This is a genomic window from Nocardia sp. TBRC8007 (assembly GCF_056629435.1).
Genome location: NZ_JBWSOR010000038.1, coordinates 9,456 through 34,986, shown reverse-complemented (window position 1 = coordinate 34,986; position 25,531 = coordinate 9,456). Strand labels below are relative to the sequence as shown.

Annotated in this window: 2 protein-coding genes; both read right to left on the bottom strand. The window is 64.6% G+C overall.

Translation table 11 applies throughout. The annotated features are described in order from the left end of the window. A complete protein-coding gene (locus ACX4ZE_RS20170) occupies positions 1–795 on the bottom strand; it encodes an FkbM family methyltransferase (protein ID WP_480275030.1) in 795 nt (264 codons plus the stop codon). Beyond that, entirely contained in the window at positions 719–25,270 is a 24,552-nt protein-coding gene (locus ACX4ZE_RS20165; protein ID WP_480275029.1) for a non-ribosomal peptide synthetase, read from the bottom strand. The genes ACX4ZE_RS20170 and ACX4ZE_RS20165 overlap by 77 nt, the downstream gene beginning before the upstream one ends. Positions 25,271–25,531: the final 261 nt, after the last annotated feature.

Below are 25,531 nucleotides of genomic sequence, written 5' to 3'. Positions count from 1 at the left end.
TCAAACAGCCTCGGACCGGACCGCGTACACCTCATATAGCTCGGTCCCGCTCAAGTTGGGGTCCTGCCGGGTCTGCGCAGACAGCCCGTGTAAACGCAATAACTCGCAGAACTGCGACAACCGGTCATCCTGATCATGGACCTCAGCGACGACAGCGCGTATGCGAGGCCAGTCCGCTTCGGTGATACCGCGCACAACGTCCAGTTCCGCCCGCTCGACATCGATCTTCAACAAACCGATCTCGGCATCCGGACTGTGCTTGTCCAGCAGCGCCGAAACTGTGGTGACCTCGACGTCGATCTGTTCACCATCATGCAGATCAGCGGTGATGAGCGCGATGGCCTCGTCGTTCAGACCGCTGTTGCGCAAGTAGATCTCGGTGGCTTCGTCGTCTGCTTCGCGGTCGGCGTAGAGACCGGAATTCGCCGACGCCTGCGGATACCAGGTGAACGACGCGCTACCCGGGGCTGCTCCAGCAGCGACTCGGCAGCGGATGCTATTCGGTACGTGAGCGATCAGATTGTGCTCCAGACAATCGAATGTCATCGGAGCAGGCTCGGCGGCGATCACCTGGATTCCGGGGCAGACGTCGGCGAACATCATCGCGCTCAGTCCGATGTTCGCGCCGATATCGAGTGCGATGTCCCCTGGGCGCAGGTGGGCGGCGGCACGCCGGTAGTATCCGTCGGCGGACATCTCACCCCACAGCATCCGCGCCTCAGCCGGACTGGTGCAGGCGACCGTCCTGCCGTCCTGTAGTTTCAGTTGCCGAAGTTTCTGGGGTTTCGTCAGCATCGTCCATGCACCTTTCGAGAATCGGGCCGATCAAGGCCAGTGCGTCCGGATGAGTCAACTCGAGATGTCGTGCGTCGACGACCGTATTGTGCGTGGTGCCGGTGATGTGGGGTCGCCACGTCGCCACGACCGCATCATGATCCATGCGATCCTTACCCGCGGTGAAGAAGATCAGATCCCCGTCGTAGCTTCCCGGCCGGTAGTTCTCAGCGATATCGCTCGCGGTGGCGAAGCTCTCCATCACCCGATCGACCTGTTCTGCAGTGAACATTCCCGTTGCTACCACTTGGTCTCGGATAACGGCCCATGCTTGCTCATGGGTGGCTGCTTGCACTTCGTCACCGAGATCGAACAGCTCCCGCCAGCCACCGAGCAGGTCTGCCATCAGCTCGCCCGGCGCGGGCTCGGCCACCGTATCGATCACCGAAGGCGCTACGAACTCGGCGGAATCGACCGAGCCCACCATGCTGTCCATTATGGCCAGCATGCCGACCCGCTCCCCCTCTTGTTGCAGTCGTACCGCCATCGCATGGGCGATTTCACCGCCCAACGACCAGCCGAGCAGATGATATGGCCCGTTCGGCTGCACGTGGCGGAGCTCGGCGACATAACGTCCGGCCAGTTCTGCCACGGAGGTCGCGGCCGGCTCACCCACCACGACATGCGGATCCTGCAAGCCGTACACCGGCCGATCCTTATGCAGGTGCTCGACGAGACCACCATAGAACCACGCCAGCCCGCCGGCTGGGTGCACAGTGAACAGCGCGGGCTTCGCGCCATTCGCCCGCAACGGCAACAACACTTGCAGGCCGGAGCCGCCTTCCGCATTATCGGCCCTGGTCGCGAGCGCCTGCGGTGTCGCGTCATCGAACAACCATGGCAATGCGATCGTCACCCCGCGGGCCCGCAGCTCGGTCACCACTATCGTGGCCAGCAGGGAATTTCCGCCCAGGTCGAAGAATCCGTCCGCGATTCCGACACGCTCGACTCCCAGCACTCCCGCGTAAACCTCACTGATGACCTTTTCCGTATGTGTCCTCGGTGCCAGGAAATCTTGTGCCGGTTCACCGAAGTCTGGTGCGGGCAATGCCTTTCGATCGAGCTTGCCGTTGACGGTCAACGGCAGAGCAGACAACTCCATGATCGCCGAAGGCACCATGTAGCTCGTCAGCACCCTGGCAGCGGTCTGCCGGACCGCCACGGGATCGATCCGCTGCCCCTCGGCGCACACGATGTAGCCGATCAGCTGATCGACACCTCGCTCATGGCGGTGTACCGAGACCGCGGCCTGGGTGACATGCGGATGCCGCAACAGTGCGGACTCAACCTCGCCCAGTTCGATCCGGAAACCACGCACCTGGACTTGTGCGTCGGCCCGGCCCGCGTACCGCAGTTCCAGTCCGCTCGTGGACATCCACCACCGGCCCATATCCCCCGTCCGATACAGTCGGGCGCCGTTCGGCGCGAACGGGTTCGCCACGAATCGGCTCGAGGTGGATGCGGGTGCTCGGAGATAACCACGGGAGAGCTGTCCCCCGGCCACATAGAGTTCCCCCGCGACCCCGATCGGCACCGGACGCAGTCGGTCATCGAGCACATACACCCGCAACCCAGGCAACGGTGTGCCGATTCCGGCGCTGTCCGGACCGGTGATCTCGGAAAATGTCACATGCACGGTCGTTTCGGTGATCCCATACATATTCACCAGTCGCGGTGCTCCCGGATCATAGGTAGCGAACCAGTCGGTCAGCCGGGTCGCATCCAATGCTTCACCACCGAAAACGACATACCGCAATGCGAGATCGCCAGCAGGGCAACCTGTTTCGCGGTATTCGCGTTCTGCATCGGTGAAACCGTAGAACGCCGAAGGAGTCTGGCTCAATACCGTTACCCGCTCCCGAGCCACCAAATCTACGAACGCCTCCGGCGACCTGGAGGTGTCGTAGTCGACGACGACCACCGCGCCACCGGACAACAACGCGCCCCAGACTTCCCATACAGCGAAGTCGAAGGCATACGAGTGGAACATCGTCCATACGTCGTTTGGACCGATGTCGAACCGTGCGGCCACATTGGTGAACAACGTGACCGCTTCCCGATGGCTGACCGTCACGCCCTTCGGGCGGCCCGTCGACCCCGAGGTGTAGATCACGTAAGCGACGTTGTCCGGGCGAGCAGGCATCGGCACGGGGTCGGACTCGGTCATGACGGTATTCACACAGTCTTCCACCAGCACGACCGACGTCGCGCACTCTGGGACCGCGCCTGCCACAGCCGTGGTGGTCAGTATCGCCGCAGGTCTGGCGTCCTCGACCATGAACCGCAATCGTTCCGGTGGGTAGGCAATATCCAGCGGCAGATATCCCGCCCCCGCTCGCACGACGCCGAGCAAGCCGACGACCAGATCGATCGACCGCGGCAATGCGACCGCCACCAGCGATTCCGGACCCACACCGCGCTCGGTGAGCCGAGCCGCCACCGCGGCCACGCACCGATCCAACTCCGCGTAGGTCAGCCGCGATGCGCCATCGGTCACCGCGACCGCGTCCGGTTGTGCGGCGGCTCTGGCGGTGAACAGCTCCGCGAGTGTCGTATCGGGGACCGCGCCGCCCTCCTCCCCGGACGCGGCGAGCAATTCGCGCCGCTGCGCTGAGCCTGCGATGTCGATATCGTCGATCGCCACAGCTGGATTCGCGGTCACTTCCTCCAGAATCCGTAAGTAGGCCTGCGCGAACCGGGTCATCGTCGGTTCGACGAAGAGATCAGTGGCATAGGTCAGCCTGCCCATGATGCCTTCCGGCCTGTCGTGCGCATCGAACCGCTCAACAAGCTTCAGGTTCAAATCGGCCTGCGCCGGTTCGAAACCGTTCTCGATCGGCTCGACGGTGAGCCCCGGCAATTCCACCGTGGCCATGCCCAGGTTCTGGACGTCGATCGTCACCTGGTACAGCGGGAGATGCGCGGTGGAGCGGACCGGGTTCAGTGTCTCCACGACCTGTTCGAAGGGCACATCCGCATGCGCCAATGCCGCCAGGTCCGTCTCCCTGGTGTCGGTGAGCAATTCGGCGAACGACTGCCGTCGCGCCACCCGAGACCGCAACACGAGCGTATTGACGAACATACCGATCAGATCATCGAGTGCGCGCTCGCCGCGACCCGCCACCGGCGTGCCAACCGCGACATCGTCGACGCCGGTCAACCTGGATAGCAAAACAACCAGCGCGGCATGTAAAACCATGAATACTGTCACATCTGCCTCACTAGCGAGATCGCCTACCCGCGCCTGCAACGCAGCGGGGATCTCGAAATCCAGTGTGCGGCCGCGCAGGGACGCTATGGGTGGGCGAGGCAGGTCGGTGGGCAGCTCCAGCAACTCGGGCAGCCCGTCGAGGGTTTCTGTCCAGAATCGCAACTGCTGGGACATGACCGAGCTGGGATCGTGCGCATCGCCGAGCACCTCACGTTGCCACAGCGTGTAATCCGCGTATTGGACCGCAAGAGCCGGCCATGTCGGTTCGATCCCTTGCCTGCTTGCCTGGTAGGCCACCGCTACATCCCGCGCCAGCGGAATCAAAGACTGCCCATCGGTGCAGATGTGATGCACGACGATGACCAGAATATGGTCCTGTGCGCCGAGCCGGAGCAACTCGGCGCGCAATGGCGGCGCCTGCGTCACATCGAAGCTCGCCGAGACCGCCGCGAGTACCCGTTCCATCGCATGGTCTTCCTCGACTCCGATCGCGGTCAGGACAGGTGTGACCGCCGCGGCGGGAACCACGACCTGGTGCGATGTCGTGCCGGTCATCGGGAACTTGGTGCGCAGGGACTCATGTCGATCGATGACCAGTTCGCACGCGCGTTGCAGTGCGTCGAGGTCGAGCGCACCCTTCAGCCGGAACACCAGCGGGATATTGTACGCACCGATCGAAGTGTCGAGCTGATTGAGGAACCACATCCGCTGCTGTGCCAGGGACAGCGGCACCAGATCTGGACGAGGCCGCGCGACCAGCGGCACTCGAACGCTCCGCTCCAGGGTGGCCAGACGCGCGGCGAGCTCGGCGACCGTCGAGGTGTCGAACACATCCCGAACGCCGACATACACGCCGAGCGTCGTGCTCAACTGAGCGGCCACCCGCGTCGCGGACAGCGAGTCGCCACCCAGATCGAAGAAGTCGTCGCTAGCTCCTACCCGGTCGAGGCGCAAGACTGCGCCGAACACCTCCGCGACCTGGCGCTCGGTGTCGGTGCGTGGGGCGATCCACTCCCGGCCGACCGAGAAATCCGGTACGGGAAGCGCCAGACGGTCGAGCTTTCCGGTCCTGGTGAGTGGGAGTTCGGTAACTGCCACGCACACATGCGGAACCATGTGTGCGGGCAACCGCAACCGGGCGGCGGCCCTGGCCTCGTCGGGATCCACACTCTCGGTGCTGACAAGGTAGCCGACGAGCCGGTCGATGCCACGCTCGTCCTTGTGCAGCACGACGACCGAGCGGTCCACCCCGGGATGGTCGGCCAGGACTGCTTCGATTTCACCGAGTTCGATGCGTTGACCGTGGAACTTTACCTGGAAATCGCTGCGACCGAGGTATTCCAGGGTGTGCTCGGGTGTCCAGCGTGCCAGGTCGCCGGTGCGGTACATCCGTGCACCCGGTGCACCGAACGGATCGGCCACGAACGCGCTCGCCGTCGCCGCGGGTCTGCGCACATACTCGCGGGCCAGTTGCACACCCGCGAGGTACAGCTCACCCACGACGCCGACCGGTACCGGCCGCAGCCGAGCATCTAGTACAACAGCTTCGACGCCACTGATCGGACCGCCGATGGTCACATCCGCGTCGGGACACAGCGGATCGCTGATTCCGGCGAAGATGGTGGTTTCGGTCGGACCGTAACCGTTCAGCAACGTCCGGCCCGGCGCCCACACCGCGACCGTCTCCGGCGTCACCGCTTCTCCACCGGCCGACAACACCCGCAACGAATCCAGACCTTCGGGTGACATACTCGCCAACACACTCGGTGTCAGGAACGCGTGCGACACCTGCTGTACCCGAATGAGTTCCGCCAACTGCGGGCCACCGAATACTTCTGGCGACGTCGTCACCAGCACGGCGCCATTCGTGTGCGCCAGCAGCAACTCCAGCACCACCGCGTCGAATCCCGGTGCGGCTACCTGCAGCACTCGGGACCCGCTGTCCGCACCGAAACGGTCACGCAGTACGGCCGCAATATTCGCCAACCCCTCGTGCGTGACCGCGACACCCTTCGGAGTGCCTGTCGAACCCGAAGTGTAGAGAACATAGGCTGTATCCCGGATATGCGGCGGTCGTCTCCGATCCGCCTTGGTCACCCCGGCCGATGATCGTGCCGTGATCGCGGCATGGGTGTCCGGATCATCGACAGCCAACGGCCGGACCGAATCCGGAAGCAGATCCAGCAATGCCTCGACTGTCACCGCGATCCGTATCTCGCAGTCCGCGACCATATGCGCGACGCGCTCGGTCGGATTCCGCGGATCGATCGGCACGAACGCGGCCCCCGCTTTGGTCACCGCCCACAGCGCGGCCACGAACTCCACCGAGCGGGCCATCGCTACCGCGACCTGGTCACCCGGACCGGCGCCCCATTCGATCAACTGCCGCGCGACACGATTCGACCAAGCGTCCAACTCAGCGTAGGAAATCGTGCGCTCTTCTGAAATCACGGCTTCCGCATCGGGATTCATCGCAGCGCCGGCCGAAAGCAATTCCGCCAGCACGCGCGGCGTCTCGGCTGGGCCACCCGAGGCGGGCACCAGATCTCGGCGTTCTCCGAAGCTGAGCAGATCCAATACGCCGAGCCGCGCTTGCGGAGTGGAGCCAACAGCACGCAACACGGTTTCGAGACGGGCGACAAGACCGGACGCCGTCCCGGCGGCGATATGGTTCCGCTGGTACCGGACTCTGATGTGCAACTCGTCGGTCTGGTGGGCTTGGACGATGATCGGGTAGTGCGCGGCGTCGTTACCGTCCGCCGAGATCACTCGCATGCCGTCGATATCGGTGTCACCCAGCCCAGTGCTGTCGACCGGATACGACTCGAAGACGACCAATGTGTCGAACAGCTGGGCAGCGCCGGTGGCCGACATGATCTGGGACAGTTCGACGTGATGGTGGTCGAGCAGCCGAGTGTTGTCCGCCTGAAGTCGGTGCACCGCGTATTCGATGGTCCACTCCCCGCGCACCTGCACCGCGACCGGGATCGTATTGATGAACAAACCGATCATCGATTCGACACCCGCGAGCTCAGCAGGCCGCCCCGAGACCGTGCCACCGAATACGACGCGCTCGACGCCGAGCTGATTGCCCAGCACCACTGCCCAGGCGAACTGCACGATCGTCGCCATCGTCACCGTGTGCGTCCGAGCGAACTCCGCCAGCTCGGCTGTAGTTGCTCGATCGAGCACTACTGCCAAGTCGGTCGGTATGTCGACGGTCGTATTCGTGCGCGTATCGGCGATCAGCGTGGGCTCGGTGACATCGCGCAGCACCGCACGCCACGCTTCGAGTCCGGCGGAAGAATCGCGCCGAGCCATCCATTCCAAGTAGCTGCGGTACGACGCTGCCGCAGGCAACAGCTCTGCCCGCGCATCCACCGCGTACAGTCCGATCAATTCCCGCCACAGCAGCGGCAACGACCAGCCGTCCAGCAGCAGGTGGTGCGCGGTCAACGCCAGCCGGAATTCCTGTGGTGCCACTGCCACGAGCAATAACCGCAGCAGTGGAGGGTTGGCGGGATCGAACGGGACCGCACCTTCTGCCGCGATCAGCTCATCCACCGTCCGCGTACTGTCGCTCAGATCGACGCTGCGCCATCGCACAACGGTCTCGGTGGGAATCACCTGCGCCGGAACACCGTCAGCCGTACGAACGAAGGAGGCTCGCAGGTTGGGGTGCCGCGCGAGCAAAGCCGCCGCCGACCGCTCCAGCCGGTCCGCATCGACCGAGCCCGCCAGGGTGAGCACCGATCGCGCTGTGTAGACGTCGAGCTCGCCTGCGGCGAGTTCGGCATGGAACAGCAGTCCGGCTTGCAGCGGCGCCAATGACCAAACGTCGTCGAGAGGACCGTATCGGTCGGCAAGGGTATCCAGATCGGACTGGTCGACCTCGACCAGCGGAACGTCGGCACACGAGAGTCCCCAGGCATCATCCGCGCGGGCCGCGGTGGCGATCTCGGTGACAGCGGTGACCCATTCGTCCACGAGTTCGGCCACGTCGTCGTGATCGAGCAACCGCGACGCATAACCGACGTGCGCCGACAGCTGAGGTCCAGTATCGGTATCCACGATGTGCGCATCGATCGTGACGACCGCGGCCGCGGGCATCTCCGGATCGAAGGCGGATCGCCGGTCGAATTGCTCGTCGGTGGGGATCCAAGCGAGATCCGACAAGGCCGCGAGATCTGCACCGGCCCGGCCCAGATTGTTGAAACTGATCTGTGGCTCTGGCAAGGCTGCGAGCTGGTCGGCGGTGCCGGTGTTCGAGTAGCGCAGCAGGCCGTAGCCGATTCCCTTGTCCGGGATGGCGCGCAGCTGGTCTTTGACGGACTTCACCGCCGCGCGCACGTCCGTTGTCTCGATTCCGCTCAGATCGAGCGCCACCGGATACATATTGGTGAACCACCCCACCGTGCGGGAGAGGTCTGCTCCCTCGGCAATCTGCTCTGCGCGTCCATGGCCTTCCAAAAGGACTTTCATCCCCGGTCGAGTGATACCGCGCCGGCTGCGCCAACGAGTCAGAGCCATGGTCAGCCCGGCCAGCAGCGCATCGTCCACATTGCCGCGGACCGCTCGGGGCAGCATGTCGAGCAACGTCGAGGTCACCTCCACCGGAAGCGACACCGTCAGTTGTCGCACCGTCGACTGAGTATCGACGGCAGGGTCCAAGGCCGCGCGACCGAGCAACGGATCGGGCGCCGCACTCATCCGATGCCACAGCTCGAACTCGTCGGCGCGGTCCGCGGCGGCGTCGGCCAACGCGTGCGCCCAGCGACGCATCGATGTGCCCTGTACGGGCAACTCGACCGCGCGTCCCTGTACGACCTGCTGCCAGGCAGCCGCGAAGTCGGGGATCAGGATCCGCCAAGACACCCCGTCGACAGCCAGGTGATGGATCACGATGAGGGCACGCGCATCGGCAACCACACCGGGTTCGGGCAGCAGGCACACCACTCGCAGCATCTGGCCCTCGGTCGGATCGAGGCCGTCGGATGCTGCGGCGAGCGCTGCTTCGACCACAGCGGTGAAGCCTTCGCCGCCCGGAGTCTCGTCCGTACCGAAGGTACGGGTCAGCACTACACCCGCGGTGATGTCCGCACTTTCGGGCAGTACCTCCAGCCGTTGTCCGCGCAGCCGCGAGCGCAGTATGTCGTGTTGTGCGCGCACAGCCCGCACCGTGTCGGATACCTCATCGACTCGCGCGTCACGTGGCAGGCGCACCAACATCGACTGAGCGAACCGTGGTGCCGCTGCGAGCCGATCGTTGAACCAGGAAACCGCCGGTGTGAGCGGGATCTCGCCCACACCACCTCCGGGCAGTTCTTCGAGCGACACTCGTTCAGCGGCCTGGGCCACCTGCGCCAAGGCGCGAACGGTCTTGTGTTCGAAGATGTCCCGGCCGGTGAGCAGGACACCGGCCGACTTCAACCGCGAGGCCAGCTGGATCGCCAGGATGGAGTCACCGCCGAGGGTGAAGAACGAAGTCGTCACACCCACCGATGTCATCCCGAGTACGTCGGCGACAGCGCCCGCGATAGCGCGCTCCAAGTCGGTCGACGCGGCGACCATATCGTCTTCTCCAGGCTCGAAGACGGGTTCTGGCAGTGCTTCCCGATCCACTTTTCCGGTCGCGGTGATCGGCATCCGGTCCAGCACAGTGATCACCGCGGGCACCATATGGGCAGGCAATACCGTTGCGAGGTGATCGAGCACGGCGCTGGGTTCGACCTCCGTTCCAGGCTCCGACACGACGTAGGCGGCCAGCAGAGGTCGCCCGCCTGGTCCGTGGCGACTGACGGTCACTGCGGAGGCCACCTTCGGGTGCGCTCCCAGCGCTGCCTCGATCTCGCCGAGTTCGATGCGCTGGCCGCGGATCTTGACCTGGAAGTCGATGCGACCGAGGTATTCCAGCGTGTACCACGCGGTCCAGCGGACGACATCGCCGGTGCGATACATCCGCGCCCCCGGCGTACCGTAGGGATTCGCTACGAACGCACCCGCCGTCGCCGCGGGTCGATTCAGATAACCACGCGCCAATGCCGGACCCGCGAGATACAGTTCTCCCGTCACACCGACCGGCACCGGCCGCAACCGCGCGTCCAGGACCACAGCTGCCACGCCGCGGATCGGTGATCCGATCGTGATCGGATCACCGATCCGCACCGGATCGCTCATCGTGGTCGCGACCGTCGTTTCCGTCGGACCGTAGCTGTTGTGCAACCGACGTCCTGGCGCCCAAGTGGCGACCAGTTCTATGGGCACCATCTCTCCGCCAACAGTCAGTACCCGGACCGACTCGAGGTCGGTATGAGCCATCGTCGCCAACATACTCGGCGACAGAGACGCGTGCGTCACTTGATGTGTCCGGATCAGCTCGGCCAGATCCAGGCTGTCGAACGCATCCGGCGGCGATACCACCAGCGACGCGCGGGCCGAGATCGCCATCAAAACTTCCAGCAGGACGACATCGAAGGCGGGCGCCGCCACTTGCAGTACGCGTGAGGTGTCGGTCACCTGGCAGCGATCACGCTGCTCGTCCGCCAATCCCGCCAGACCTTCGTGCGTGACCACGACCCCCTTCGGCGTTCCCGTCGACCCGGAGGTGTAGATCAGATATGCCGCGTCCGCGATCCGCAGTGCGCGTCCGCGAACAGCATCCGTGACCGCGTGGACGGGATGCGTGGCGATGGCGGCTTGCGTCTGCGGCTCGTCGAGCGCCAGCCATCGGACTCCGTCGGGCAGCGTGGCACCTGTGTCCGCGAGTGTGATCCCGAGTTCGACACCGGAATCGTTCACCATATGCGCGATCCGTTCGACGGGATACCTCAGGTCCACTGGAACGAACGTGGCGCCGGTCTTCGCTATCGCCCACATGGCAACGTGATAGTCGACCGAGCGCGGCACGGCCAGCGCGACGAACACACCCGGCCCCGCGCCTATGCCGAGCAGGTACCGAGCGAGCTGGTCGGTACTCTGGTCGAGTTCTCCATAGGTGAGCGTCTCGGTCTGCCCGATCAAGGCGACCGCCGAGGGGTCCGCGGTCACAGCCTGTGCCAGCAGATCGGGCAGCGTGCGGGGCTGCGGGGCTGCGCCGCCGCGCGCCGGGACCAAGCGTGCGGTCTCCTCGACGCTCAACAGATCGATATCGCCGATCGGTCTGTCCGGGTCGGCGACAAGAGCTTCAAGAACGCGGATGAACCTCTGGGCAAGCGATTTCGCGGTCGATTCCACGAAAAGATCGGTGGCGTAGATGATCTCGCCGTCGATGCCGCCGGGCTCACTACTATCGAGACGTTCGGTCATCAATACGGAGAGGTCGGCCTTGGCCTGCGCGATGCCGGGGTCGAGAAGTTCGACACCGATACCGGGCAGCTCGAACCGCGCCGAGGGCATGTTCTGCAGCCCGAACATCACCTGATACAGCGGTGCGTACGCCGTCGAACGCGGTCGGCCGATGACCTCGACCAGCCGCTCATAGGGCAGGTCGGCGTGTGCGAGCGCCTCCAGATCGACTTCGCGGACTTCGGACAGCAGCTCCAGGAACGACCGATCATCAGGCACTCGGGTCCGCAGTACCACGGTGTTGACGAACATGCCGACCAGCTCGTCCAGCTCCGGCCTGCCGCGACCAGCGACAGGAGTACCGATCGCGATGTCGTCACTGTGCGCGGTACGAGCCAACAGGGTGGCCAATGCCGCATGCAACACGATGAACACGGTGACACCCTCCCGGTTGGCCAGGCGCACGATGCCATTGTGCAACCGCGGAGGCACCTCGAAGCGGACGTTGCCACCTACCATCGACAGCACGGCGGGCCTCGGCCGGTCGGTCGGCAAGCCGAGCAGCTCCGGGACATCATCGAGCGCCTCGGTCCAATATTCGATCTGCCGCGCGATCAGCGAAGTCGGATCATCCTCCGTACCGAGGAGTTCCCGCTGCCACAATGCGTAGTCGGCATACTGGACCTCCAGCGGTTGCCACTGCGGTGCCTGGCCCGCTACCCGGGACCGATAGGCGGCGAACACATCTCGTGCCAGCGGGGCCATCGACGATCCGTCGGCCGCGATGTGGTGCACCACGAGCACCAGAACGTGCTCATCGACCGCGGTGCGGTACAGTCGCGCCCGCACCGGCACCGCTTCGGCGACATCGAACCCCGCCTCGACGATGTCTTGGATTCGGTGGGTCAGCTCCGTCACGTCGACCACCGGCTCCGCATCGAACGACACATCCGCGCTCATCGGCGCACCCTCCCGCACGACCTGGCAGGGTTCGCCGTCGACCACGGGGTACACAGTCCGCAAGGGCTCATGCCGGGCCACCACGTCGAGGAACGCCGCCCGCAACGCCATCAGGTCCAGCGATCCGGTCAACCTGGCCGCGAAACAAATGTTGTATGCCGACGAGTCCGTATCGAGCTGATTGAGCAACCACATCCGCCGTTGCGCAGCCGCCAGCGGGACGGCCGTCTGGCGTGGCCGCGCGCTGAGCGGGATGATCTCGGTGCGCGTTCGCGTCATGGTCCGTTCGGCCAGTGCGGCGATCGTCGGCGCGTCGAAAACATCCCGGATACCGATATCGACGCCGAGAACGGTCTGGGCCCGCGCAGCGATTCTGGCGGCCGAGAGCGAGTTGATCCCGATCTCGAAGACGTTCGCCGTGACGCTTACTCGATCGGCGCCGGTGAGCTCCGCGACCACGCGGGCGAGTACAGCCTCTCGTTCGGTCCGTGGTGCGACGAAGCTCTCGCCGCTGTCGAATACCGGCTGCGGCAGTGCCGTTCGGTCGAGCTTCCCATTCGCATTGAGCGGCAAGGCGTCGAGCACCTGCACACTGTCCGGAACCAGGTAGGCGGGCAGCAGCCGGGTGAGCTGATCGCGAATCACGCGACCATCGATCACCGCACCCGGCACCGGCGTCGCATATGCGACGATCCGTTCCGCCGTCACGATGGCCACACCCCGCGAGACTTGCGGAATCGCACACAGCGCGGCATCGATGTCCCCCGGCTCTACCCGCTGACCGCGCACCTTCACCTGGAAGTCCCCGCGGCCCACGTACTCCAGCTCGCCGGTCGCGCGCCACCGAACGAGGTCTCCGGTGCGATAGAGCCGCGCACCCGGCGCCCCGAACGGGTGCGCGACAAAGGCACCGCAGGTGAGGTCGGCACGCGCGTGATAGCCGCGCGCCACCTGCACGCCCGTAACGTACAACTCGCCGACAACACCCACCGGCACCGGCCGCAAGCGGGCGTCTAGTACGTAGACCCGCATGCCGGACACCGGTATCCCGATCGGCACCATTGCCGAGTCCGCCGCATCCGGCAGGCAGCGCGCTGCGGTAACGACCTCCGCTTCCACCGGGCCATACCAGTTCACCAGTTCCGCGTTGGGGAACGCCGGCGCCGCGGCGGCGACCGTGCGGTGCGCCAGGGCCTCCCCCGCGACGAATACCCGCCGGACCGAAGGCAAGCGGCCCGTGCCGACGGACTCGAGCAGAACATCGAGCATCGACGGGACGAAGTGCACTGTGGTGATCCGATAGCGGGTGATCACCTCGGCCAAGTACGCGGGATCACGGTGTCCGTCGGGTTCGGCGACAACGATGTGCGCACCGGTCTGCAAAGGCCAGAACAACTCCCACATGGCGATGTCGAACGTGATCGGGGTCTTGTACAACACCACGTCGGACGCATCGTGCGGCCACTGCCGCTGTGCCCAGGCCAACTGGCTCACGGTCGCGGCATGAGTCAGCGCGACCCCTTTGGGCACGCCGGTGGAACCGGAGGTGAACAGGACGTAGGCGATATTCTCCGGCCGTACCGGCGCATGCCGCTGCGCATCCGTGATCGGAGCTGCGGACAGGTCGGCTGTGTCCAGCCGATCGATCCGAGCGGTCTCGAATACTTCGGGCAGATCACCACCGTCAGCGCTGGTGGTGAGCACCACCAGCGGCTGTGCCACGCGCAGTACCCGCACGGTGCGGGCGCTCGGTTGATCCGGATCGATCGGCAGGAAGGCAGCGCCCGCCCGCACCACCGCGTACAGCGCGGTGATGAGCTCGGCCGACCGGCGGACGGCCACCGCTACTACCGTCTCCGGTCCCGCGCCACGCGCGATGAGCCACCGGGCCAGCCGATTGACCCGCGCGTCGAAATCCCGGTAGGTGATCGTGCGTCCGCCAGGAAATCGAATCGCAGGATTGTCCGGGGTACGCGCGACCTGTTCGGCAAACGCGTCGACCAGCGTCCGGCCTGGCGCGGCGGAGCCACCGGTATCGTTCCACCGCTCCAGCACCTGGTACCGCTGTGCTTCATCGAGCAGTTCGATCTCGCCTACGGCCGCATCGGCATCGGTCGCCGCGGCGTCGAGCACCCGGACGAACTGCCCGGTGATCCGCTGGATCGACTCCTCGTCGAAGAGATCGGCGGCATAGGTCACGCGCAATGTCATGCCGGTCGGCTCATTGCGCGCGCCGTGGCTCTCCGTCAGCATGAACAGCAGGTCGTAGATGGCGGCGCTGTCGCCAGGGTCCAGCTGCTCGACACTGAGCCCGGGGAGCTCGCCACGAGCCTGTGTCATGTTCTGGTAAGCGAGCATCACCTGGAACAGCGGTGTGTGCGCGGTCGATCGCGCCGGTGAGAGCACCTCCACCAGTTGTTCGAACGGAACGGTGGCATGGTCGAAGGCATCGAGGTCGGTGCGCCGCACCTGATCCAGCAGGTCCAGCACAGTCTGTTCCGGCGTGATCCGGGTACGCAACACCAAAGTGCTGACGAACATCCCGACCAGATGATCCAGCGCTCTGTCCCCACGTCCCGCGTGTGGCACACCGATGGTGATGTCGTCACTGCCGGACAGCCGCGACAGCAATACCGCCAAAGCCATGTGCACCACCATGAACGGTGTGGCCCTTGTGCGGCGGGCCAGTGCCTCCACCCGGCCCTGCAGTTCCCCGGAGATCTCCACCACGCATACCGCGCCGCATTGGCTCTGCTGGATCGGCCGTGGCCGATCCAGCGGCAACTCGATCAGATCGGGTATGTCGGCGAGCTGGGTTCGCCAATACGCGATATCGCGGGCCACAACGGAATGCGGATCGTCCGCCGTGCCGAGCACTGCACGCTGCCAGAGTGCGTAGTCGGCGAATTGCAGGGCGAGCGGCGCCCAATCGGGACTTTCTCCACTCGACCGCGCATGGTAAGCAGTCAGCAGATCGGCGGCGAGCGGCGCCACCGAATAGCCGTCGCAACTGATGTGATGCGCGGCCAACGCGACCGCCCACGCCGTATCCGACAGCTGATACAGCACCACCCGCAGTGGCACACTCTCGGTTACGTCGAATCCGGTGCTGGAGAATTCGACCAACAAGTGGGGCAGCTCCCGCTCGTCGATCAGCCGCGGAGTGAGATCGAATGTCGCCACCACTTCGGCCGCGGCCAACACCACCTGGGTGGGCGTGCCATCGATCGCCGGGTAGACCGTCCGCAAGCTTTCGTGCCGCTCGACGACATCGCCGAAGGCGGCGGTCAATGCCGTGAGGTCGAGGACGCCGTCGAGCCTGATCGCCAGCGGCACGATGTAACCGGAGGAATCGGGGTCGAACTGGTTGAGAAACCACATTCTGGTCTGCGCGTACGACAGCGGAAGACGATCCGGCCTCGGTCCCGCGGCTGGTGCGGGCAGGCTCGGCACCGCGCGCAACTGCGCAATACGCTCGGCCAATTCGCAGACAGTGGGCGCCTCGAATATCGCGCGTACCGGGATGGCGACGTCGACGATATCGCCGATCCTGGTCAACGCACGTGTCGCGATGAGCGAATTTCCGCCCAGGTCGAAGAAATCGTCTTCCGCGCCGATCCCCGGCTGGTCGAAAAGCTCGGCGAAGACCGTGGCGATGGTCTGTTCGACCATCCCATGCGGCGCTCGATACTCGGGTTGGTCGCTGCTCGGATCCGGCACGGGCAGCGCGCGGTAATCGACCTTGCCATTCGCCGTGAGTGGGATCGAGTCGATCCGGATCACCGAGGACGGCACCATATACGTGGGCAACCGCTCCAGCAGAAAGCCCCGGACCTGTTTGGCATCCAGCATCTGTCCTGCTACCACGTAGGCGACCAAGCGCTGCGTGCCGCCATCGGTACGCACCCGCACGACGGCCGCATCCACCTGCTCGTGCGCGACCAGGGCAGCCTCGATATCGCCGAGTTCGATCCGCAGGCCACGAATCTTCACCTGGGTGTCCACGCGACCGACATAGCGCAGGTTGCCGCTTCTATCCCAGCGGACCAGGTCACCGGTCCGATACAGCCGAGTACCGCATGCATCGCCGAAGGGGTCGGCGACGAACGTTGCCGCCGTCGCGCCAGGACGTGCGTGGTAACCGCGGGCCAACTGCACCCCACCCAGGTACAGTTCACCGGTCACACCGACCGGTACCGGGCGCAGCCGTGAATCCAAGACATAGCCGACCACGTTCGCCTCGGGGATACCGATCGACACCACCTTGCCGTCGATCGCATCGATATGGTGTGCGGTGACACTGACCGCTGCCTCGGTGGGCCCGTACAAATTGTCGATGCGTGCATCGCTGAGTTTCCGGAAACGACGGACAGTCTCGGCCGGGAGCGCTTCGCCGATGCACAACACGCGCCGCAGGTCGCCGAACTCGTACGCAGGAGCTGCGTCGAGGAAAGCCGCGAGCAGTGAGGGAACGAAATCCACTGTGGTCACACGATGCTCGGCGATCAGCCTGGCCACGTCACCGGGGTCACGGTGCGCGTCGGGGCCCGCGACAACCAGCGCCGCACCGCAGGTCAACGCGGAGAACAGTTCCCAGACCGAGAGGTCGAAGGTTACCGGTGTCCGCAGCAGCATGACGTCGTCACCGCCGAGCCGATAATGCTCGCGCAGCCAGCGAAGCTGGTTCACGACTGCGGCATGCGGTACCGCCACTCCCTTCGGCACACCGGTCGAGCCGGAGGTATAGATGATATACGCGAGATCGTCCGGACGCAGCGGCCGAATACGATCGACATCGGTCACTGCCGATGAATCCGCCTGCTCCGCCTGGAGTTCCGTCAGCGTCCACACCGGAATGTCGTCGGGCAGCTCCAGAGTGTCCGCGGGCCGGATCAGGACTGCGTCCGGCTGCGCGGCAGTGAGAACAGCGCGCAGTTTATCGACCGGATGGTCCGGGTCGAGGGGCAGATAGGCCGCGCCCGCTGCGTGGATGGCATACAGCGTCGTCAACAGATCCACCGAGCGGTGCATCCCGACAGCCACCACGGTCTCCGGTCCTATTCCGCGCCTGATCAGAGCACGGGCCATCGAGTTCACTCGCTCCGCGAACTCCAGGTACCTCAGCAGGCCACCGCCCGCACTATCGATCACCGCCGGGCTTTCCGGTGTCGCCGCCGCCTGCACGGCGAACAGGTCCGCGATCGTCGCGGGCGGCACTTGCGTCGGCGCCCCGGTCGACCACACGGCCAACTCACCGGCTTCGAGTACGGACAGCAACTCGATATCACCGATGGCCCGAGCCGGGTCGGCGACCGCACCACGCAGCAGCAGCAGATAGCGGTCGAATATCGACAGAACCGTCACTTCATCGAAAAGATCTATCGCATAACTGAATTCCACCGCCATATCGCCCGGTTCCCCATCGGGCTCCAAGGCATCGACAAGATTCAGATGCAGGTCGTACTTGGCTGTGCTCGGATCGATCAGCTGCGCCGATATCGTCAGGCCCTCGAGCTCCACCACAGGGATCTCGATGTTCTGGAACGAGAATCCAACTTGTGTCAGTGGTGCGTGTGCCGTCGTGCGCGGCGGATTCAATACCTCGACGAGGTGCTCGAAGGGGATGTCGGCGTTCTCGAAAGCAGCCAGATCGGTAGCCCGGACTTGATCCAGGATCTGACTGAACGAGGCATCCGGATCGATGTGTGTCCGCAATACCAGGGTGTTGACGAACATTCCGACCATGCTGTCGAGGCCGGGCTCACCTCGACCGGCGATCGGTGTGCCGACCGCGATGTCACCGGTTCCCGTCAGCCGAGCCAACAGCGCCGCATACGCCGCGTGCATCACCATGAAGACAGTCGAGCCGTGGCTGCGAGCCAGCGCGACCACCGCACGATGCAAATCGGCGGGCAAGGTCGCCGATACCGTCGCACCGCGGAACGACTGTACGGCAGGCCGCGACCGATCGGTGGGCAGATCGAGTACCTCGGGGAGATCGGCGAGCGCCGTCGACCAGTATTCGGTCTGGGCGACAGTCGGACTGTCCTTGTCGTCCTCAGTGCCGAGTAAGACACGTTGCCACAGCGCGTAATCCGCGTACTGCACAGGCAACGGAGCCCAGTGCGGTGCCTGCTGTCTGATGCGGGCTTCATAAGCTGTCTTCAGGTCTGCGGCGAGCGGTGCGAGCGACGACCCATCGAAGCTGATGTGGTGGACGACGAGAACCAAGGTGTGTTCGTCAGGCGCGCTGCGCAGCAGTGAGACTCGAAAGGGAACCTGTGCGGCGACATCGAACCCGGCCGTCGCCTCCGCGCCGATCCGCTCCTCCAGGTCACGCCCTGACACCAGAATCGGCGCCAGCGCGGGCAGCGCAGTCTCCTTCGACAGGATCACCTGGTGCGGTCCGCTTTCGCTGTCCGGGTAGATCGTCCGGAGTGATTCGTGTCGCTGCAGGACATCCGCGATCGTCGCATGCATGGCAGCCACGTCGAGGGCACCCGACATCCGCACGACCAGAGGAATGTTGTACACCGCCGAACTGGTATCGAATTGGTTGAGAAACCACATGCGGGTCTGGGCCGGAGACAGCGGGATCCGCTCCGGGCGCTCTCGCGGGACTAGTGACTGCCGCCTCGCTGCGCTCGCGGTGCGCAGATGTTCCGCCAACGCCTCGATGGTCGGCGTCTCGAAGAGCACGCGCAGCGGAACCTCGACACCGAATGCCTCGCTCAGTTGCCCTGCTGCCCGGGTAGCCGACAGCGAGTTGCCACCGAGATCGAAGAAGTTGTCGCGCAGGCCGACGCTCGGGACATTGAGCACTTCGGCGCAGATATCGGCGACGATCTGTTCGACCTGAGTGCGGGGCGTGACCAACTCGGCGGCGGGCGCGAACTCAGGAGCTGGCAGGGCGGCGCGATCCACCTTGCCCACCGAAGACAGCGGAAGCGCATCGAGCGCCATCACGGTGTCCGGGACCATATGCGAAGGCAAACGTTGGGCGGCGTGCCCCGACAGCTCCGCGGTGTCCACCGAGTCCGCTGCGGGCACCACATATGCGGCGAGCCGCGCTCCGCTGTCCGTGCCCACCGCCACTACCACTGCCGCCGTCACTCCGGGATGATCGACAAGAACTGCTTCGATTTCACCGAGTTCGATGCGTTGGCCACGAATCTTGACCTGGAAGTCGGTGCGGCCGAGATACTCCAGGGTGTGCTCGGCAGTCCACCGGACCAGGTCGCCGGTCCCGTACATCCGGGTGCCCGCCGAACCGTATGGATTGGCGACGAACCGGGCGGCGGTCACGGCGGGCCGGTTGAGATATCCACGAGCCAGTTGTGCCCCGGTGGTGTACAACTGGCCGGTCACGCCTACCGGTACCGGACGCAACCAGGCATCCAACACCATGGCGTCGATGCCCCGGATCGGGCCACCGATCGTGACGGGCTCCGCGGCACTCAGCGGATCACTGATCGCCACCATGATGGTGGTTTCGGTGGGGCCGTATCCGTTGTGCAATCGACGGCCGGGCGCCCACACCGCCACCGTCTCGGCCGACACCGCTTCGCCGCCCGCTACCAGCACCTGTAACGAATCGAGCCCCACCGGCGACATAGTCGCCAGCACACTCGGCGTCACGAAGGCATGCGTCACCTCGTGCGCGCGGATGAGCCGCGCCAATTCCGCGCCTGCCGAGACCTCCGGTGGAGAGACCACCAGCGCCGCGCCGTTCGCGTGCGCCATCAGCAATTCCAGCATCACGGCGTCGAATCCTGGCGCCGCCACCTGCAGCACCCGCGAGCGGTGGTCGACTCGGTAGCGGATACGTTGTTCGACCGCGAAGTTCGCCAATCCCTCGTGGGTGACCTCCACCCCCTTCGGCCTGCCTGTCGATCCCGACGTGTACAGCACGTACGCCGTGTCCACGGTATGGCAAGGACGGATACGATCCGCATCACGCACCGGAGCCGAGGATTGTGCCGCGATAAACTTCTCGGTGCCGGGATCGTCGAGGACCAGTCGCCGCACCTGGGCAGGAAGCAAGTGCTGGGCAACCCCGACGGTGAGCGCGATCTCCACCTCGGAATCGTCGACCATATGCACGATCCGCTCGCTGGGATAACGCGGATCGACCGGCATGAACGCGGCACCGGCCTTGGCCACCGCCCACACCCCGACCACGAACTCCACCGACCGGCCCATTGCCAACGCCACCAGAGTGCCTGGACCCGCCCCCCAATCGATCAGCACCCGCGCAATGCGATTCGACCACGAGTCCAGCTCCCCGTACGACAGCACACGCTCCCCCGATACCACTGCGGTAGCGTGGCGGTCCGGCACCGAGAACACCTCTGCCAACACTCGCGGTTCCTCGGCAGGGCCGCCGGAAGCGGGAACCAGCTCCAGGCGCTCGACTCCCGACAACAGATCCACATCTTTGACTCGCGTCCGCGGATTCGAAGCGAACGCGGTGAGGACCCTGTTCAAGCGCGCGGCGAGTTCTTCTATGGTCTCTCGATCGAACAGATCGGTCGCGTAATTGATCCGCAGGTCTACATCGCCACCTCCGGCGGCGTTCTCGGCAACCGTGACGACGATGTCCACTTTTGCCGGTTCGGCCCCTGAGGCCATGAGCTCGATAGTGAGTTCGGACAACTCCAGGCTGGCCCGATCCATGTTCTCGAAGGCGAGGTACACCTGGCACAGCGGGGCGTATGCCATCGACCGTTTCGACTGGAGCTCGTCCACGAGACGTTCATAGGGCACGTCGCTGTTGGCGAAGGCATCGATATCGACGTCCTTGACTCGCGCCAGGAATGCGGCGAACGGCTCATCGAAATGTACCTCGGTACGCAACGGCACGGTATTGACAAACATGCCGATGAGCGGCTCCAGTGCGCGCTCACCCCGTCCCGCGACCGGTGTGCCGATGGTGATGTCCGAAGAGTCCGATAACCGGGCGAGCAGAGCCGCCAACGCGGCGTGGATCACCATGAAGGTGGTGACGTCGGCCGAGCGGGCCAACTGTGTGATGTCGGCAAAGACTTCAGCCGGGATCACCGCGTCCACGACATCGCCGATCAAAGACTGTCTGGGAGGTCGTGGGCGATCCGCGGGAAGCTCCAGCACCGGAGGCATCCCAGCCAGGTGCCCTGCCCAGTAGCGCAACTGACGTGACATCAGTGAATCCGGATCGCTCGCGTCGCCGAGCAGGCTCCTATGCCAGATGCTGTAGTCGGCGTACTGCACATTCAGCGGTGGCCAATCCAATATCTTGCCCACAGCTCTCGCCTCGTAGGCGGCCGCGACGTCGGCTGCGAGGGGTCGCAGCGACGATCCGTCGCAGCAGATGTGGTGCAGAACAACGACCAATACGTGCCGTCGCGAGTCGTCATCGGTCGCCAGTAGCGCGACCTGGATCGGCGGGCGTTCGCGGACATCGACACCGATCGTCGCCAACTCACGAATCCGGTGCGTGATGTTCTCGGGTTCGGTGGGCCGCGGCGCCAGATCCAGTTCAGCGGCAACCTGTTCCGCAGGCAGGATGACCTGCGTTCCCACACCGTCCACGGCAGGGTACACGGTGCGCAGTGATTCGTGCCGGTCGAGGACATCTGTCAACGCCGCACGCAACGCGGCGACGTCGAGACGCCCGGACAAGCTCACCACCAGCGGGATGTTGTACGCGGCGGACGTGGGATCGGTCTGATTGACCAGCCACATCCTGTTCTGCGCCGGAGCCAGCGGGATAACGGCAGGCCGAGGCACCGCACGCAGTACTGGCCTGCCGGAGTGGTGGCGCCCTTCCAGATGAGCGGCGAGCTCGGCGACCGTCGGTTTGACGAACAGGTCGCGGACCGATACTTCGCATCGGGTGACCTCCGCGATCCGCACAGCAGCGCTGGTCGCGGTGATCGAATTGCCGCCGAGTTGAAAGAAGCTGTCCAGCACGCCCACTCGATCAGTGCCGAGCACCTCGGCGAAAACGTCCGCGATCGATTCTTCGACGCGTGTGCGTGGCGCTACATATTCCGCGGTCGAATCGAATGTCGGCTCGGGCAGCGCCCGATAGTCCACTTTGCCGTTGACGGTCAGCGGCACCTCCGCTATCTCGACGATGCTCGCGGGCACCATGTACTCCGGAAGCGTGGCACCGACATGAGCGCGCAGATCATCGGCTGAACAGGCAGTCGTGCCGACCGGAACGACATATCCGACGATGCGGGCCGCCTCCGTGCCGGGGAGATGCACGACGACGACTGCGGCCGAGACGGTACTATGGGTCAGCAACGCGTTGCGGATCTCGTCCAATTCGATCCGGAATCCGCGCAACTGCACCTGATGATCGGCGCGGCCACGATATTCCAGCTCCCCGTTGTGATTCCACCGCGCGACGTCTCCGCTGCGATAGAGGCGCTCACCCGGTGTGCCGAACGGATCGGCGACGAAACGACCTGCACTGAGTGCGGGTCGTTCGAGATATCCACGAGCGAGCTGCGCTCCCGCGACGTAGATCTCGCCCCAGGCGCCCAGCGGACACGGTCGCAACCTTTGGTCCAAGACATACGTCCGCAAGCCTGGCAATGCCCGGCCCACCATGCTCGGCGCGCCAGGCACGGAGATATCCGGAGTCAAGCGCAGATAGGTGACGAAGACGGTGGTTTCGGTGATGCCGTAACTGTTGGCCAGCACCGGCAGCTTGGGATTGTGCGCGTACCAGTCGGCCAACCCCGCCGGATGAAGCGCCTCCCCGGAGAGGACGACCAGTCGAAGCGACAGCTTCCCCTCCGGTTCACCGGCATGCTCGTATCGCTGTCGCGCGGCAGCGAACTGGTGGAACGCCGACGGTGTCTGATTGAAGACCGTGACCTTCTCGCGTGCCGCGAGGCGCACGATCTCGTCCGGGGCACGCGTAGTGAGACTGTCCACGACAACGACCCGTCCACCGGTGACCAGGGCACCGAATATCTCCCATACCGAGAAATCGAAGGCGAACGAGTGGAACAACGTCCAGACGTCCGCGGTCTGAATGCCGATCTCGGCACACGAATTCACCAGGTAAGTGGCGACGGCACGATGCGTGATCGTCACCCCCTTCGGCTTTCCGGTGGATCCGGATGTGTAGATCACGTAGGCAACATGCTCGGAACGCAGTGGGCGGGTCCGATCGGCATCGGTGATCGGACCCGCATTGCCTACCTCGGAGACATCGTCGAAAAGTACGAGGCGAGCGGGATCGCCGGGTACGTGTTCCCGCACGCTCCTTGTTGTCACGACCGCGATGGGATCGGCATCGCGCAACACATATTCGAGCCGTTCCGGTGGATGCGCCACATCCAACGGAAGATATCCAGCACCGGACTTCAGTACCCCCAGGGTAGCGACGATCAGATCGGCATCGCGGGCCATCGCGATGGCCACCAGCGACTCCGGACCCGCACCGAGAGCGATGAGGCTACGAGCGAAACGAGCGGACCGCTCATCCAGTTCGCGATAGGTGAGGTTGGTCGTACCCGAGGTGACCGCCACCGCGTCCGGTGTGGCGACGGCCTGCCATGACAGCAAATCCACCAGCGTCGCGGTAGGGGATTCGCCGGCACAGCCGGCGAGCTCGCCGACAATGCGCCGTTCCTCGACGGGGATGAGGAGTTGGATTTCGGCGATCGGTGTGTTCAGCGGCGACTCCATCAAACGGCTCAGGAAGTCGACGAACCGGCGCGCGTGCCCTTCGAGTTCCTCCTGCCCATACAGGTTCGCATTACCGTGCAGCTCGATGAGCAGCGGTGCATCGGCTCCGGACCGGTACAGATTCAGCTGCAGATCATCGAGCGCACCCGAAGTCAGTGCGCAGTATCTGCCGATGGCCGACCCGAGTCGAATCTCGGTGTCGAAGAACAGGATATTGACGATCGGGCCGAAGGAGGTCGCGGTCGCGTCGAGCGCATTCGAGTCACTGCGCAGATCTTCGAATCGGTACAGCTGGTGTCGCATCGCCGAGACGAGCTCGGACACCGATGCGCGGACCACCTCTTCTACAGTGGTCGTCGCACCGACGGCGAATCGGATCGGCACCATGTTCGCCAGCATCGCCCCGGCATTGCGCAGCCGCTTTGTCACGCGCGCGGTCACCGGCAACGACAACACCACGTCATCGGTACCGGCCATCCGGGACAGGAACGCGGCGAATGCGGCGATCACCACCTGCGCGGCCGAGGCTTCCGTCTGCTCGGCAAAGCGATCGAGTAGGCCGGACAATCGCGCCGGAAGCTCGAGACCGGCGACTGCGTCGACTTTGCTCGGCCGGGCGGTACGACCGGACAAACTCACCGGAGTGGGCAGTCCGGCAACCTTGTCGAGCCAATACGCCTTATCCTTCTCGAACCGTGAGCTGTCGCGATAAGCGCTCTCCGCTTCGGCGATGTCACGCAGGCTTGCTGCGTCCATCCGCTTCGGTGCCCTCCTCTCGAGCAGGGCGTTGTAGTGCTCGGCGATTCGAGTCACGCCGTTGAAAGCGCCGTATCCGTCCATAATGAGGTGATGGGCGCGTGCGTACCAGAAGTACCGGTCTGTGCCGACCTTGATGAGCCGCGTTGTCACGAGCCGGTCCCGGCTCAGATCGACTGCCTTGGTGTTGTAGTCGCGGCGCATCCATTCCATCGCCGCCTCGACCGGATCGTCCGAGCTACTGACATCGACGAGCACGTCCTCGTCGTATGAGGTGATGTCTTTGTCTACGAACTGGTACGGGATGCTGTCGATCTCGAACACCCGCACCACAAAAGACTCGGTTTCGAGTCCGGTCTCGGTCACCGCCTCGGTGAACGCGTCGATATCGACTGGACCCTCGATATCGACGTAGTGTGCGATGTTGACGGCCGGCCCACCGGGCAACTGGTCCGCGAGCCACATGCCGTACTGCGCCCGCGAGAGCGGAATCAGCTCCAGCTCGCTGTAGGTAGTTCCGTCCGACTTCAGATTCATCGCATGACCCCTCACTCATACCCGGACGCGCTGAAGAACAACGGAAGCGCACCGACTTATCGCGTCCGAAATCTGACTTTTATACGAATTGTGTCCAGCTAGAAGCGACGCGATCGCTGTTTTCGATGCGCCGATCAAGTACCACGTATAGAACTATTCGCCCACGCTCGTATCCGAACCGCACGCGGACACGACTTCTGTAGCGACTCCGCACCTCCCGTTTGCCGGTATCTATCGAGCATCCAGAAAATTGAAAACAGA

Coding starts and splice junctions, on each gene's coding strand:
- ACX4ZE_RS20165 (WP_480275029.1), bottom strand. CDS start 25,270: ATGAATCTGAAGTCGGACGGAACTACCTACAGCGAGCTGGAGCTGATT.
- ACX4ZE_RS20170 (WP_480275030.1), bottom strand. CDS start 795: ATGCTGACGAAACCCCAGAAACTTCGGCAACTGAAACTACAGGACGGC.